Annotated in this window: 14 protein-coding genes; 5 read left to right on the top strand and 9 right to left on the bottom strand. The window is 42.1% G+C overall.

Translation table 11 applies throughout. The features are described from left to right. Positions 1–10: 10 nt before the first annotated feature. A complete protein-coding gene (locus JOD03_RS02655; protein WP_204589254.1) occupies positions 11–937 on the bottom strand; it encodes an LCP family protein in 927 nt (308 codons plus the stop codon). Between the two features lie 111 nt (positions 938–1,048). On the opposite strand from JOD03_RS02655, the gene msrA reads away from it, so the two are divergent. Both msrA and JOD03_RS02645 read left to right on the top strand, forming a co-directional pair. Then, the gene (gene msrA, locus JOD03_RS02650; RefSeq protein WP_204589253.1) at positions 1,049–1,564 is read left to right on the top strand and encodes a peptide-methionine (S)-S-oxide reductase MsrA; all 516 of its coding nucleotides are present in this window, start codon (positions 1,049–1,051) and stop codon (positions 1,562–1,564) included. Positions 1,565–1,620: 56 nt separating this feature from the next. After that, positions 1,621–3,228 (top strand): ABC-F family ATP-binding cassette domain-containing protein, encoded by a 1,608-nt coding sequence (locus tag JOD03_RS02645; RefSeq protein ID WP_204589252.1) that lies wholly within the window; start codon positions 1,621–1,623, stop codon positions 3,226–3,228. 35 nt (positions 3,229–3,263) lie between these two features. Here the strand turns inward: JOD03_RS02645 and JOD03_RS02640 are convergent, their stop codons facing one another. Next, positions 3,264–3,719 (bottom strand): YkvA family protein, encoded by a 456-nt coding sequence (locus JOD03_RS02640; protein WP_239584755.1) that lies wholly within the window; start codon positions 3,717–3,719, stop codon positions 3,264–3,266. A 99-nt stretch (positions 3,720–3,818) separates the two neighbouring features. On the opposite strand from JOD03_RS02640, the gene JOD03_RS02635 reads away from it, so the two are divergent. Further along, on the top strand, positions 3,819–4,475 hold the full coding sequence (locus JOD03_RS02635) for a hypothetical protein (protein WP_204589250.1): 657 nt from the start codon (positions 3,819–3,821) through the stop codon (positions 4,473–4,475). A 37-nt stretch (positions 4,476–4,512) separates the two neighbouring features. Here JOD03_RS02635 and JOD03_RS02630 read toward each other — a convergent pair whose 3' ends face one another. Continuing rightward, positions 4,513–4,713 (bottom strand): cold-shock protein, encoded by a 201-nt coding sequence (locus tag JOD03_RS02630; protein ID WP_094941967.1) that lies wholly within the window; start codon positions 4,711–4,713, stop codon positions 4,513–4,515. 179 nt (positions 4,714–4,892) lie between these two features. After that, on the bottom strand, positions 4,893–5,174 hold the full coding sequence (locus JOD03_RS02625) for a DUF1033 family protein (RefSeq protein ID WP_204589249.1): 282 nt from the start codon (positions 5,172–5,174) through the stop codon (positions 4,893–4,895). Positions 5,175–5,329: 155 nt separating this feature from the next. Between JOD03_RS02625 and JOD03_RS02620 the strand changes: the two genes are divergently transcribed. Beyond that, positions 5,330–5,971: a 5-bromo-4-chloroindolyl phosphate hydrolysis family protein gene (locus JOD03_RS02620; protein ID WP_204589248.1), complete on the top strand. Its 642-nt coding sequence runs from the start codon at positions 5,330–5,332 to the stop codon at positions 5,969–5,971. Next, complete coding sequence (locus JOD03_RS02615; RefSeq protein WP_204589247.1) at positions 5,968–7,128, top strand: toxic anion resistance protein; 1,161 nt, start codon at positions 5,968–5,970, stop codon at positions 7,126–7,128. The genes JOD03_RS02620 and JOD03_RS02615 overlap by 4 nt, the downstream gene beginning before the upstream one ends. Before the next feature lie 238 nt (positions 7,129–7,366). On the opposite strand, the gene JOD03_RS02610 is transcribed toward JOD03_RS02615, so the two are convergent. The 5 genes from JOD03_RS02610 to JOD03_RS02590 are packed head-to-tail and all read right to left on the bottom strand — an operon-like array spanning position 7,367 to position 14,419. Next, positions 7,367–9,211, bottom strand: coding sequence for a vWA domain-containing protein (locus tag JOD03_RS02610; protein ID WP_204589246.1), 1,845 nt, complete (start codon positions 9,209–9,211; stop codon positions 7,367–7,369). Further along, positions 9,211–10,068 carry an ATP-binding protein gene (locus tag JOD03_RS02605; RefSeq protein ID WP_204589245.1) on the bottom strand — a complete coding sequence of 286 codons (858 nt, stop codon included), beginning with the start codon at positions 10,066–10,068 and terminating at the stop codon, positions 9,211–9,213. The genes JOD03_RS02610 and JOD03_RS02605 overlap by 1 nt, the downstream gene beginning before the upstream one ends. 42 nt (positions 10,069–10,110) lie before the next feature. Further along, a complete protein-coding gene (locus JOD03_RS02600; protein ID WP_204589244.1) occupies positions 10,111–10,308 on the bottom strand; it encodes a DUF6501 family protein in 198 nt (65 codons plus the stop codon). Positions 10,309–10,359: 51 nt separating this feature from the next. After that, positions 10,360–11,607 carry a 2-oxoglutarate dehydrogenase complex dihydrolipoyllysine-residue succinyltransferase gene (gene odhB, locus JOD03_RS02595; protein ID WP_204589243.1) on the bottom strand — a complete coding sequence of 416 codons (1,248 nt, stop codon included), beginning with the start codon at positions 11,605–11,607 and terminating at the stop codon, positions 10,360–10,362. A gap of 22 nt (positions 11,608–11,629) precedes the next feature. Then, the gene (locus JOD03_RS02590; RefSeq protein ID WP_204589242.1) at positions 11,630–14,419 is read right to left on the bottom strand and encodes a 2-oxoglutarate dehydrogenase E1 component; all 2,790 of its coding nucleotides are present in this window, start codon (positions 14,417–14,419) and stop codon (positions 11,630–11,632) included. Positions 14,420–14,534: the final 115 nt, after the last annotated feature.

Below are 14,534 nucleotides of genomic sequence, written 5' to 3'. Positions count from 1 at the left end.
AGAGATCCTCCTACTCTAAGAACTCAGCAATTGCTGCTTGTGCTGCTTGTTGATCAATTTCGATGACGCTTCCTGCATGACTGTATGAATTGTAGCGGTATTCTCCTTCTCGAGGAATCGTTAAACGCTCTACTTCAGGGCTTCCGCCTAGCGCCACATCTAACAAGTAATTCAACTTATCTGTATTTGTAATATCCGTTTGAATGTACCCATTTAAAGCACCCGCAAACTTCGGAAGACGATGAAGATTGCCGACAGATGTTACTTCGTTAGAAAGTGCTTCAATGACAACTTGTTGCCGTCTCACTCGACCGAAATCACCTTCTTCGTCTTTTCGGAAGCGCGCATATCCTAGTAACTCTTGGCCGTTCAATTGATGCACCCCTTGTTTGAGTTCGACACCAATCTCTTCAGACATATCTTTTTCAACATCAATTTCGATTCCGTTTGGTGCAAGGATATCGACCATCGTCTCGAAACTTGTAAAGTCAATGAGTGCGTAATGATGAAGGGGAATGCCAAACATCCCTTCAATAGTCTGTCTCGTCAAATCCGCTCCACCGAGATAATAGGCCGTATTTAATTTATAAGATTGATACCCTGGAATCTCTGCATAAATATCACGCATCAAAGAGATGAGTCGAACATCATTGGATTCAGGATCCCACGAAGCTACCATCATAGTGTCAGTCCTAGACTTCTCTTCACCACGGCTGTCCACACCTAATAGTAGGACATTCATCCTTCCGCCGTCATAAGCGCTTCCGTCAAACGGTTCTGAACTTGCTTCCCCGTCCGCGATTTGGGTGCCTTGCCAGTACGTAAAAATTCCGTATCCAACAAGACCAATGAATAGAATAAAAATAAATGCAAAAATCCGTTTAAATGGCGAGCGACGTTTTTTACGACCTCTTAGCTCGCTTCGACTTTGTTCCATGGTAATAACCCCTTTCTATCTTTATCATAACGTATTCAAGAGCAACTAGTTTCATAGTTTGCTAAGAAGTGATAAAATTTTACGAGCACATCACATACTGGAGGGATTTTAATGGAAAAAGCAACATTTGCAGGTGGCTGTTTTTGGTGTATGGTCAAGCCATTTGATACGTATGAAGGGATTCACAAAGTAACGTCTGGTTACATGGGAGGTCACGTAGAAAATCCAACTTATGAAGATGTGAAAACGGGCACTTCTGGTCATTTAGAAGTTGTCGAGATTCAATTTGATCCGTCCCTCTTCCCTTATGAGCAACTACTAGAGATCTTCTGGCAGCAAATCGACCCGACGGATGACGAAGGACAGTTCCAGGACCGAGGCGATCAATACCGCACCGCAATCTTCTATTACACAGAAGAGCAGCGCGTTCTCGCTGAAAAAGCAAAGCAAGATTTAATCGATAGCGAGAAGTTCTCACAACCCATTGTCACACGCATCCTTCCGGCGAGTGCGTTCCACGAAGCAGAAGACTATCATCAAGACTTTTATAAAAAAGAACCCGATCACTATAAGCAAGACCGTGCACAATCAGGTCGCGATGCGTTCATCGAAAAGAACTGGAAGTGACTTTTTCTCATTTCATGGTATAATGAAATGATTGTGTTTAACAGGAGGGTATATAAATGATTCAAGTAAGTGAAGTAAGTTTACGTTTTGGTGATCGTAAACTTTTTGAAGATGTTAATATTAAATTTACCGCTGGGAACTGTTACGGGTTAATCGGTGCAAACGGTGCTGGGAAATCTACGTTCATCAAGATTCTATCTGGTGACCTAGAGCCACAAGAGGGCCATGTATCAATGGGTACAGACGAGCGTCTTGCAGTCCTTAAGCAGAACCACTTTGAATACGAAGAACATCAAGTTCTTGAAACTGTCATGATGGGTCACAAACGTTTGTATGAAGTCATGAATGAGAAAAATGCAATATACATGAAAGAAGACTTTTCGGACGAAGACGGTATGCGTGCTGCTGAATTAGAAGGCGAATTCGCAGATATGAACGGTTGGGAAGCTGAGTCTGAAGCAGCAATTCTTTTACAAGGTCTTGGCATCTCTGAAGAGTTGCACACGAAGAAAATGAGTGACTTGAATGGTTCTGATAAAGTAAAGGTACTTCTTGCACAAGCTTTATTTGGCAAACCAGACGTCTTACTACTCGATGAGCCTACCAACCACTTAGATTTAAAAGCGATTCAGTGGTTAGAAGAGTTCTTGATCAACTTTGAAAATACAGTTATCGTCGTGTCCCACGACCGTCACTTCCTAAATAAAGTATGTACACATATTGCCGATTTAGATTTCGGAAAAATCCAAGTCTATGTCGGGAACTATGATTTCTGGTACGAATCAAGTCAACTTGCACTGAAGATGGCGCAAGATCAGAATAAGAAAAAAGAAGAAAAAATCAAAGAGTTGCAAGCATTCGTTGCGCGCTTCAGTGCCAACGCTTCGAAATCAAAGCAAGCAACATCTCGTAAAAAAACTCTTGAGAAAATTGAGCTAGATGACATCCGTCCATCTTCTCGTAAGTATCCGTATGTCAACTTCTCGATGAAACGTGAAATTGGAAACGATGTCCTTCAAGTGCAAGGCTTGACGTACGAGCAAGAAGGTCAAACATTAATTAAAGATGCACACTTCATGCTAAATAAAGACGATAAAATTGTTCTTTTAGGTGATGAGCTTGCAAAATCTGCTCTTCTTCGTATTTTAGCGGAAGAAGAAGAACCGACATCTGGTTCAGTTCGTTGGGGTGTGACGACAACACGTGCGTACTTCCCTATCGACAATGCGCGCTATTTTGAAGGGTCAGAGACTTCACTTGTCGACTGGTTGCGTCAATACTCACCGGACGATGAATCAGAGACATTCTTGCGTGGCTTCTTAGGACGTATGCTGTTCTCAGGTGAAGAAGTGAAGAAAAAACCTTCTGTCTTATCAGGTGGAGAAAAAGTGCGTTGTATGCTTTCGAAAATGATGCTATCTGAATCAAACGTATTATTATTCGATGAGCCAACTAACCACTTAGACCTTGAATCGATTCAAGCATTGAACAATGGATTGATTGCATTTAAAGGCGCTATGATGTTCACATCTCATGACCATCAGTTCATTCAAACGATTGCGAACCGAGTGATTGAGATTCAAGCGGACGGCACAATCCTTGATAAACAACTAACGTATGATGAGTATTTGGAGTGGAAAGAGCAACAAGCAGTAACGAACTAATAACAAAAACACATCCCGAGCTGGGATGTGTTTTTTTACGTTCGTTTCATAAAGTTTCCGATTAACGATTTCGTAGGAAGTTTCCCCAAGATCGACTCTCCACTTGCTGTCAATTGTTTTAATGTGGTTAAGAGCTTGTCGTCCCCCGCCCAGTGGTCTTCTAATAAATCAGGCGACAATCGGTTCACAAGAAGATTTAACACAAACGTTGCAATAATCAAATCGTCAACAAACCCACCTGGACCTGCCAGAAGCTCTGGTAAAAAATCTACGGGTGCTACAAAATAGGCAATACCGCTTCCGAGTAACGCTTTGCTTTTAAAGTCTACGCGTGGATCTGCCATTGTTTTGACCATTAGATGAAAAATATCTGGAGCGAAAAGTAAAAAGGAACTCACTTTGGTAATTCCTTTTTTTTCAAAGTAACTCGTGATAGACTTACGTAAACGCTCATAAAAATCTAATTGTGTAGTAGTGTCTGGTGTCTGCATCTTCATTCCTCCCTTAGTAGGTAGTATACCAATTTTTCAGGTAAATGAAACTTCTGGCCAAAGCACTACGTCAAAGTCTGTAAAAGGAGGTCGTGTCCTGTGAAAGTTCGCATCATCTCTTTATTCGCTGTAGCACTGCTTGTTGGGTGTACTGATCAATCGTCGACAACTCCTCAGCCGAACGACCCACCGTCAACTGAAACTGAAACTGAGCCTGAGATTGAAGAACCGCAAGAAATGGGGCCTGACCTTCATACGTACTTTATGCCAAATCAATCGATTGCTCGTTTTGAAGGAATGGGAAATGAGTACGCCACGTACACTTTAGAAACACAGTATTTATATGATGACTATATCGGTACACTTGAGGATAACGGCGGAACAGTAGTTCAGCGGATCTACCGAGTGGAAGAGAATCGTATTGTCAAAATTTTTGAAGAGGTTGAAGCCTATGAAGCAGATTTTCCTCCTTTCAATGAACTAGAATCGATGCCAGAACTTGAAACGTATCTTTCTTTACCCTTAGAAGAAGGAACCGCGTTCGGAGGATGGACAATCGAACAAGTCGATGGGACGCTCGAAACTCCTTTTCAGACATTCACTGATGTGATCATGCTCAGTCAAGAAGGCGAAGATCAATCGGTTATCGAGAAGTATTTCGTTGAAGGATTTGGTGAAGTGAAGCGAGTATTTCGTATGCCGGGTGGCGAAGGAGAAGAATTTGAAGTGATCTCTACGTTGCAATCGGTAGACTAAAAAAGCATGGCCCAAGTCGGGTCATGCTTTTTGTTACTTATAGTTTTGTAACGTTTGCAGCTTGAGGTCCGCGATTTCCTTCAACCACTTCGAATTCTACAGCTTGTCCTTCGTCAAGTGATTTAAAACCATCTCCATTGATTGCAGAGAAATGTACGAATACATCGTTCTCGCCTTCTACTTCGATAAATCCGAAGCCTTTTTCTGCATTGAACCATTTTACTGTACCTTGTTTCATGTGTAAAACCTCCAAATAGATAATCAATATGCGAGTAAAAAAATTCACATATCCGATGAAGTACCGATGGGTTCACATCGATCACTACATAGGATATGTGAATGGTTAAACGGTGCTCGCTATACATTGTTAATTAAATTATACCAATATACCCCTGTTCGTCAACAGCTATTATCACATTATTCTGCTAGTTCAGAAGTGATAAATAACCCATGATACAGTTGCAGATCTTCCTCACAGTTTTCGCAATAACAGACTTCTTTTCCATCCCAGAAAGCATAAAACCCATTTTTCTCTTTTGAAAATGTATACGACTCTTTAAATTCCTCTACTTTATGTTCAAGAAATGCCTGTGCTTCTGTTTCAGTTTGGAAGGACCAGCTGTCTAAGATATGGGATTGCCACTCTTCAAATTGGTACCAAGGCTCATAATCTGCCTTCATATATACGACGGAATACATGCTTGTCCCCTCCTTCCTCTACTCATTATGCTAAAAAGCACTCGTGCTGTCGACTAAAGTGCTTGCAATTCTTCCAAATGACACAGATACTAGGCTTAAGAATGAAACTTTTCTTATAGAAAAACGTATGAACTAGTAGTGAAAAGAGGTGTAGTATGAATTCTAAATATACAGCGTACCGGCACTTGCTCAATGTACCGATCAGTAGTGCTTCCCTTCTCGTGTTACTCATTCCTTTTGATGCAGGATTGACGTTGAGCGCTGCTATAGCCGCAGGGACTTATGCTGCCTCGAATTATTCAATCAAAGGCATCCAACGCTATCATGTTGTAAAGAAACATGGTTTGACGTGGTCTGAGCTTCAACATATTTCGAAACAAGTCGAAGATGCACAAGCAAAAATTCGAGAGCTCAATCAATTCTATACACGTGTCCGTTCGTTTCGTTCGATCAAGCAATTGATTGAGATGAATCGAGCTGCCAAGCGTGTAGTCCAACTTGTTCAAGAAGAACCACGACGTTTTTATTTAGTTGAAAACTTCTTTTACTCGCATATAGACAGCGCACTAGAAATCACGAAAAAATATGCACTTCTCGTCCGACAGCCAAGTAAAGATGCTTCCACAAAAGTGGCACTTATGGATGCACGAGACATGATGGACGAGATCAATGGCTTATTGCAGCAAGACGTGAACGATGTCATCAAACAAGACATCAATAGACTTCAACTTGAACTTGACTATGCAAAGCAGTTATCAAACCGACTACCTGAGCCCAAAGGAGACGATAAATCATGACGAACGAAACAAATCAGACAGACTATCTACTTGATGAACTTCTGATGGAACCCGTAGCAAAGCCACAAGAACAGCAAACGCAACAAGTAAAGCTAATGGAACGGTTAACAGAAGAAGAACAGTCTAAGGCAAAACAACTCGCCACACAGATTCCAGTCGGTGATTATGAGTCTATCCTGACGTACGGGGCGACTGCCCAAAACGAATTAACAAAGTTCTCGCATCAGATGCTTGATCACGTCCAGAAGAAAGACATTGGACCGGTTGGTGATATTTTAGGGGATTTGATGAAGAAGTTAAATGAAATCAACCCGGAAGAATTGAATCAAAAAGAAAAGAAAGGCATTCGCAAGTTCTTTTCGAAAATGAATCGCTCCTTGCAGGAAGTGATGACTCGCTATCAAAAATTGAGCACGCAAGTAGACCGAATCGGAATTCAACTCGAGCACTCAAAGCGTGGGTTAGTCGAAGATGTCCGAATGCTAGATAAACTGTATGACCAAAACAAAAATTATTTCAAGGCACTAAATATATACATTGCCGCTGGAGAGTTGAAGCGTGATGAAATCGTGCAGCAAGTCATTCCTGCCCTTCGTCAAAAAGCAGAACAATCCAATGACCAGATGGCTTTTCAAGAAGTTCATGATATGACGCAGTTTGTGGACCGTTTAGAAAAACGTATTTATGATTTGCAACTTTCTCGCCAAATCACGATTCAAAGTGCACCACAAATTCGCATGATCCAACAGACGAATCAAACACTAGCTGAAAAAATTCAATCGTCAATCATGACCTCCATTCCACTTTGGAAAAATCAAATTGCGATTGCCTTAACGTTGAATCGTCAGCAAAAAGCGGTGTCGGCTCAACGCCAAGTAACTGCGACGACGAATGATTTACTTTTGAAGAATTCTGAGATGTTGAAAGTAAATTCGATTGAAACTGCGAAAGAAAATGAGCGTGGGATTGTCGAAATCGATACACTGAAGAAAACGCAAGAGAATCTTCTAAGTACAATCGAAGAAACGCTACAAATTCAAGCAGATGGCCGCATGAAACGAAAAGCTGCGGAGCTCGAAATTGCGCGTATGGAAGATGAGTTGAAGAATCGTCTTCTTCAGATTCAGGAGAAGTCAGAGAATCGACAGAACTATTAGATACACATACTAAAGGGCTGATCCATGATCAGCCCTTTTTGATGCTACATTAAAACTGAGCGAGCGTTCATTAGCCAAGATTGAACATTTATTGGCCATAATTGACGATTCAATGGCCAAGATTGAACATTTATTAGCCATAAAACATGATCCATTGACCCAAAGTCGTTTTATGGAAACTAAACACCCGGGCTCAGACCGAGATCGAACTTAATTGGCTATAAATTTCCTAGCAGTGTTACTTCTGAACCTGCAACAACTGTTGCAGCATTCGCTTTAAAAGTCGATGAGCCTCTGCTGTAAACTGATCTAACGAGTCCGTTGCAGCGGTTCGATTGCCGTAAATCGTCTCAAATAACTGACGTTGCTCTTCTGACACGGGTGCATCTGATAAAAAGAGATGCAAGAAGGCGATTCCTTTTTTCGTAATCGCTTGAACCGCATCGGCAGTATCAATAATCCCCTGCTCTCTATACTCAAACGCAGAAGGTTCGCCATCTGAGAAATACAACAAAAACTTCTGCCGTTCATGGCGCTCAAGTAATGAGTTTTCCGCTACACGCAGTGCGTATCCATCCCGATTATCCTCATGCGCTTCAAGTGAATAAATCGCGGGGGCAGCATCTTCTTGGCGATCATATTCATGTACGACTTCAAAGTAATTCGGTTGATAATTTTCCGTTGCATCATACGCATCCTCGTAATGTTGTACGATTCTGTGCGGAATAGCCAATTTCGTCAACACATCATGTACATAGAGTACCGCGGCCTTCGTCTGATCCATCTTTTCCTGCATCGATGCAGAACCATCTAACAATAAGTAAAACACTGCATCCAAATCTTTGCTTTCCTGTCCTTTACGGTAAAAAAGTTTTGGCCGTTCCTCTAACCAAAGAGGTAATAAGTTCTTCTGCAACCGCCCTTTCGAAAGACCCGTCAAATGCTCGGTCTCTTTTCGTGCCATTTCTTTTTGGAACAAAGTGACGAGTTGCTTTACATACGGTGCTTGTTCAGCTCGATCCCTTACAATTGTTGATAAATTGACAGAAGAATTGATTTCGACCGGCTTTTCGATTTCAGTCACCGCTTGATGAATCTTTGGTACCTTAATGAAGAGTGCTTTGTCATACTCCTCACGGTTCGTGCTTCCGGACTCACCAAGAGCAATCGTTGTCGGGTCATGATCTTCTCTGCCCTCTTCCACAGCACCCTCTGGATCTACTAGTTCACTGTCACGTCCATGCTCAATTTCAAAGCGCAGATGCATCCCTTCTTCTTGCTCCGATTCTTGGTGCCACATTTGCATCATCTCTTCAACCGAATCTTTGGTTTGGTCTGAACCTTTTCCATCCTTTTTCATTCCCCGGTGATACGTAAAGTTTTCAAATACAGAGCCCGGCAGTACTAGATGTTGGAAGTGTGTGAGTTGGGGATCATCTTTTAGCTTGTTTTGTATTCTGTAAAAGATACCATAGGCTACATCTATTGAGTCGGACGTCGATTGTGAAAGGTTCTGCATACGAAGTAAAGGCAACACATCTTCGAATTCCTCATCAGCTTCAAGTTGTAAAGTTCCTTCATAGAGTGCGATCGCAATATAAAAAAGTAATGCATCTGAAAGAAGACCACGTTTTTTTAGTGAGTTGTATTGTTGCCAATAATAGGGGATTGTCGCTTTTTCACGTGCTCGAAACCATTTTCGGGTGCCTGGACGTGATTTTTGAATTTGTTCACCAAACCGATATTCTTCCAGCAGAAATACCAATTGTTCAAGTAAATCTGGATATGGATATTCTACTATCTCCTCTTTAAATCGCGCATACTCTCGAAGATGAAAGCGTCTAAAAAATCCTTGCGCTAACAATAAAACGTCCGTTATACGACCAGCATGCTGAATGTCTTGAGGACGATGTCGCCAAAATACGCTAACTGCTACGGTTTGTTCTAGAGGATTCATCTCGATCAATTGACGTTCACTCAACGTGAAATTGTCCGCATTCATCCAAGCACGTGCGAGCCTTTCAAAGTGAAGAAGTTCACCGGCCTCAACTACTTCATTGTTAAATTTGATAAAGCGTTCCATTACTCGGTCATCCACGATTCGATGATTTCTGATACTAATTGCTTTTCCTGTACATCACCAAGCTTTTCAAGGAGCCCGTAGCGATACGCGCGTCGAAGTGGAATGTGTAAAGACAGTTCCATCACATCGAACAAGGAACGAATGGATGCAGATTCATCTGCGACACGTCCTTGCTCTGCAAGTGTTCGCAATTCGGAGGTGATGGATAGAACTGTTTCAAGCTGACTTTTTGGGTAGTCTGAGAACGTCTCAGAAACCAATTCTTTTAAAGCTTCTCCTTGGATGTATGGAATTTGGAACGATACGAATCGGTCTTTAAGCGCTTCGTTTAAAGGTGCTGTTCCCATATACCCTTCGTTGATTGCGGCAATCACGCCAAAATCTGGATGTGCTTGAATTACTTCACCTGTAAACGGGTTCGTCAACATTTTTCGGTAATCGAGTATTCCGTGCAAAATCGGTAGAGTTTCGGCTTTTGCCATGTTGATTTCATCAATATAAAGTAAGTGCCCTTTTTTCATTGCTTGAACAACTGGCCCCTCTACAAATTCAATTGCCGTTTGTCCATCCCGCTGAACAAGAGTTTTAAAGCCGAGCAAGGCTTCTGCATCTAAGTCGACAGAAGTATTGATACTTTGCATAGGTTGATTGAAGTAAGCACTGATACTTTCTGCAAGCTTCGTCTTACCCGCACCAGCGGGTCCCTTGAGTAATACAGGTTTCCCTAAAGCAACTGCTGTTTGAATGTCTTCTAGTAGATGGGGTTCTGGGCTCTTATAGCCTCCTGTACGAATCAATGAGGTGTCGTCTCCGTGAGTACGCTTGTTACGCAGTTGTTGCTTCTCTAAACGAATCATTGTAGTGTCCTCCTATAGAAAAAACCGATGGAAGCCCACCGGTCACTCGAAATAGTCTTTATAATAGCCACCAATTTTGCCTGTATTGTCTACGACAAAAACGAATTCTTCTGTTTCATTTTTTACTTCATAAGTTTTTCCAGCCGTCAGCACATTGCTTACTAAAAATTTCGCAGCATCTGTGTGCTTGCATGTAACTGTACGAAGGGTTGGTTTTTCAGTCCAATTTGTATGAATCATGCGTATCCTCCTAGTGAAAAAAAGATCCTGCAAAAGCAGGACCTATTTGTATTATGAGTTAAGAAGTAAATCTTCTGGGTTTTCAAGAAGCTCTTTAACCGTTTTTAAGAATCCAACTGAATCTTTTCCGTCAATTACGCGGTGATCGTAAGATAATGCAATGTACATCATCGGACGGATTTCAACGTTATCGCCAACAGCGATTGGACGTTTTTGAATTGTGTGCATGCCTAAGATACCTACTTGTGTACCATTTAGAATTGGTGTAGACATCAATGAACCAAATACACCACCGTTAGTGATTGTGAACGAACCGCCTGACATATCTGCAAGCGTCAGTTTGTTGTCGCGTGCTTTTGCAGCAAGTTCCCCGATGTTTGCTTCAATTTCAGCAAAGTTTTTACGGTCTGCGTCACGTACGATTGGTACAACTAGTCCCCCTTCAGTTGAAACGGCAATACCGATATCAAAGAAGTTGTTTTTCACAATATAATCGCCATCAATTTGAGAGTTTACATATGGATATTTCTTCAGTGCAGCGACAACCGCTTTTGTGAAGAATGACATGAAACCAAGGCGAACATCGTTTTGCTCGAAGAATTGATCTTTCTTGCGTGAACGAAGCGCCATTACATTCGTCATGTCGATCTCATTGAATGTTGTAAGCATCGCTGTATTTTGTTTCACTTCAAGTAAACGGCTAGCGATAGTTTGACGACGACGCGTCATTTTTTCACGCGTTGTACGACCATCGTCTTCTTTTTCAGTAGCTTGTGGTTTTGCTGCCGGTGTAGATGGAGCAGCTGCTGGCTTAGAGCCGTGTGCTGCAACGTCTTGTACACGTACGCGCCCCATTGGATCTACTGGTGAAATGTCGCTTAAATTGATTCCTTTTTCACGTGCAAGCTTGCGCGCTGCTGGTGATGCGATTGTGCGGTCAGAAGATTCTTCGTGCTTCACTTCTTCTTTCACAGCTTCTTTCGCAGGCTCTTCAGCTTTTGCTGGTGCTTCTTCTTGTTTTGGTGTTTCTTTTGTCTCTTCTTTTGGAGCAGAACCAGAGCTTTCGCCAGCTCCTACACGCGCGATGACTTGGCCAACTTGTACAGTATCACCTTCTGCTGCTAATAATTCTTGAACAACGCCAGCTTCTTCAGAGATGACTTCAACGTTTACTTTATCTGTCTCAAGTTCAACGATAAATTCCCCTTTTTCTACTGTATCGCCTGGTTGTTTCAGCCACTGTGCGATTGTACCTTCTGTAATGGATTCTGCTAATTCTGGAACGATAATATCTGCCACGATTGTTTCCTCCTTGGACGTTTTAGTTGTTCGAAACTGCTTCTTCTACGATTCGTGCTTGTTCAATCTTGTAGGCTTCTCCGTCTCCTTCAGCTGGACTTGAGCGGTGAGTACGGCCTGTATATGCAATATCTAAGCCTTTGCCAAGTTCGAGTAAGTAAGGAAGGGCAAAATGCCATGAGCCCATGTTTTGTGGCTCTTCTTGTGCCCAGACAAGCTTCTTCACATTCGGGAAGCGTGCAAGGATGTCAGCAATTTTTTGTTCCGGGAATGGATACAATTGTTCTACACGAACGATGTGTAAGTGGTCATACCCTTCACCCGAATCAATTTTATCTGCTAAATCGATGGCAAGTTTACCACTTGCAAAAACGATTTTTGTAACGCTGTCTTGGTTTTTCCCTAAATTCGGTTCTTCAATGATTGTCTCAAATTTACCAGTCGTCAGTTCTTCAACATTCGCTCCAACTTTTGGATGACGAAGTAAAGATTTTGGTGACACGATAATAAGAGGGCGAATTGCCTCATCGTGAAGCATCGCCGCTTGACGACGTAAAATATGGAAGTAGTTTGCCGCACTAGAAAGGTTCGCAACTGTCCAGTTGTTCTCTGCTGCTAATTGCAGATAACGCTCAACTCGAGCACTTGAATGTTCCGGACCTTGTCCTTCAGCAGCATGCGGAAGAAGCATGACGAGACCAGACTTTAATCCCCACTTCGAGCGAGCAGCACTGATAAAGTTGTCAAACATTACTTGCGCCATGTTGGCGAAGTCACCATATTGGGCTTCCCAAATGGTCAACGCATTTGGATCTTCTAAATTATAGCCGAACTCATATCCTAAGATTGCTGCTTCTGTCAGTGGGCTGTTATGCACGACAAATGAAGCTTTTGCATCTTGGATATGATGGATTGGCATCAATTCATTGCCATTTGTCTCATCGTGTAGAACAAGGTGGCGGTGTGAGAACGTTCCTCGTTGCGCATCTTGACCTGTTAATCGGATGGATTGACCATCTTGAATAATTGAAGCAAATGCCAATGTCTCTGCATGGCCCCAGTCGATTTTCCCTTTACCTGCAAATGGTTCTTCACGGCGTTTCAAGATACGTGCAAGTTTCTTAAACGGTGTAAACTCTTCTGGCCAAGAGAGTAAATCGTCATTGATTTGGCGAAGACGGCTTTCTTCTACACCTGACTCATGTTCTGGCATGCCATTTAAAACAGCATCTGGAATTACGATATCATGCGCTTTGGATTCAGGTAATTCTTTTACGCGATCGTAGGCTGCTTGCATCTTTGCAAACGTTTCTTCGTCAAGACTCTTTACGTCTTGCTCAGACACTACAGACTCGCTTTCCAATGCTTTTCCATAAAGTTCACGTACAGTTGGGTGTTTATGAACGAGTTTGTACATCTCAGGGTTTGTCACCATTGGCTCATCCATCTCATTGTGTCCATAGCGACGGTAACCGATTAAATCAATTACGATATCTTTATGGAATTTTTGACGGTAACTAAAGGCTAGATTTGCAATACGGAGCACTTCCTCCGGCTGATCCGCATTCACATGGATAACGGGTACTTCATAGCCTTTTGCAGGATCACTCGAGTAAAGCGTTGAACGTGAATCAAAGTGTTCTGTTGTAAAACCAATCATATTGTTGGCAATAATATGGATAGAACCACCTGTTTGGTAGCCTGGTACACGGCTGTAGTTTAGTACTTCCGTTACAACCCCTTGTCCTGGGAAAGCTGCATCTCCGTGTACAAGCACTGCAAAAGCTTTTGCGGGATCTTGTTTTGGAAGACCCGCCTCATCAGTTGTTTCTTGCGCAGCACGTACTTGACCTGTTACAACAGGGCTCACAACTTCAAGGTGAGATGGATTGTATGCTAGCTTAACTTTTAAACCTGAAGGAGAATTGTATGTTGCACCGTTGTGGTACTTCACATCTCCATACCAACCAGTTGAATACTCTAGTGAACCGTCTTTTGGAATGAAAGCTTTGTTTGGCACATGGGCAAAATCTGCAAACATCATTTCATACGGCTTGTTTAAAATATGTGTCAATACATTTAGACGGCCACGGTGTGCCATCCCAATGTTGATTTGTTCAACATTTTGATTGTTCGATTGTTTGACAAGCTCATCGAATAAAACGACAAGTGTATCTAACCCTTCGATTGAGAAGCGCTTTGCTCCAACAAACGTACGGTGAACAAACTTCTCGAATCCTTCAATATGCGTCAAACGAGACAACACTTCTTTTTTCTCATCTGCAGATAGTTTCTTCGCTGGAGTTGACTCGATCTGTGCTTGAAGCCATTCACGCTCTTCACGTGTAATGACGTGCGCAAATTCGAACGCAACTTTGTTTGTGTAAACAGATTTTAAGTGATCAATTGCTTGTGCACCATTCTGAACAGAAGCAGGCGCATTTTGGACAAGCAAAGACACAGGTACCTTTTCGAGGTCCTGTTTCGTAAGTCCGTAAAACTCTAATGAAATACGTTCTGTTTTCTTTTCGCGGTCATTTAATGGATAAATGTCTGCTGCCTCGTGACCATGCGTACGAATCGCATCCGCAAGTTGAATCGCTTTCAAAACAACATCCATTAATGAATCATCCACTTGAACGGATGGTTTAACACTTGCAGTAGCATCCACAGGCGCACCATACTGTTCAAATAGTGCAACGAGTTCTTTGTCTACATTTTCAGGTGATTCTAAAAATAAATCATATTGCTCCATCACATACCCTAAGTTTGGCCCAGAAAAAGCCGACCAGGGTGTAGTTGTTTTCGACATGAGAAAACCTCCAACTGTAGTTCCTATCAATAGTATATATATTCATAGTATCATTGATGCCCCCTTTATGAAAGCGAAGGGGTATGAACGATTTTTCCATTTCAATCTTACTACT

Origin of the sequence: Chryseomicrobium aureum (assembly GCF_016909155.1) — a bacterium.
GTDB classification, from domain to species: Bacteria; Bacillota; Bacilli; order Bacillales_A; family Planococcaceae; genus Chryseomicrobium; species Chryseomicrobium aureum.
The sequence above is the reverse complement of the archived record's forward strand: the minus strand, read 5'-3'. Positions and strand labels throughout refer to the sequence as shown.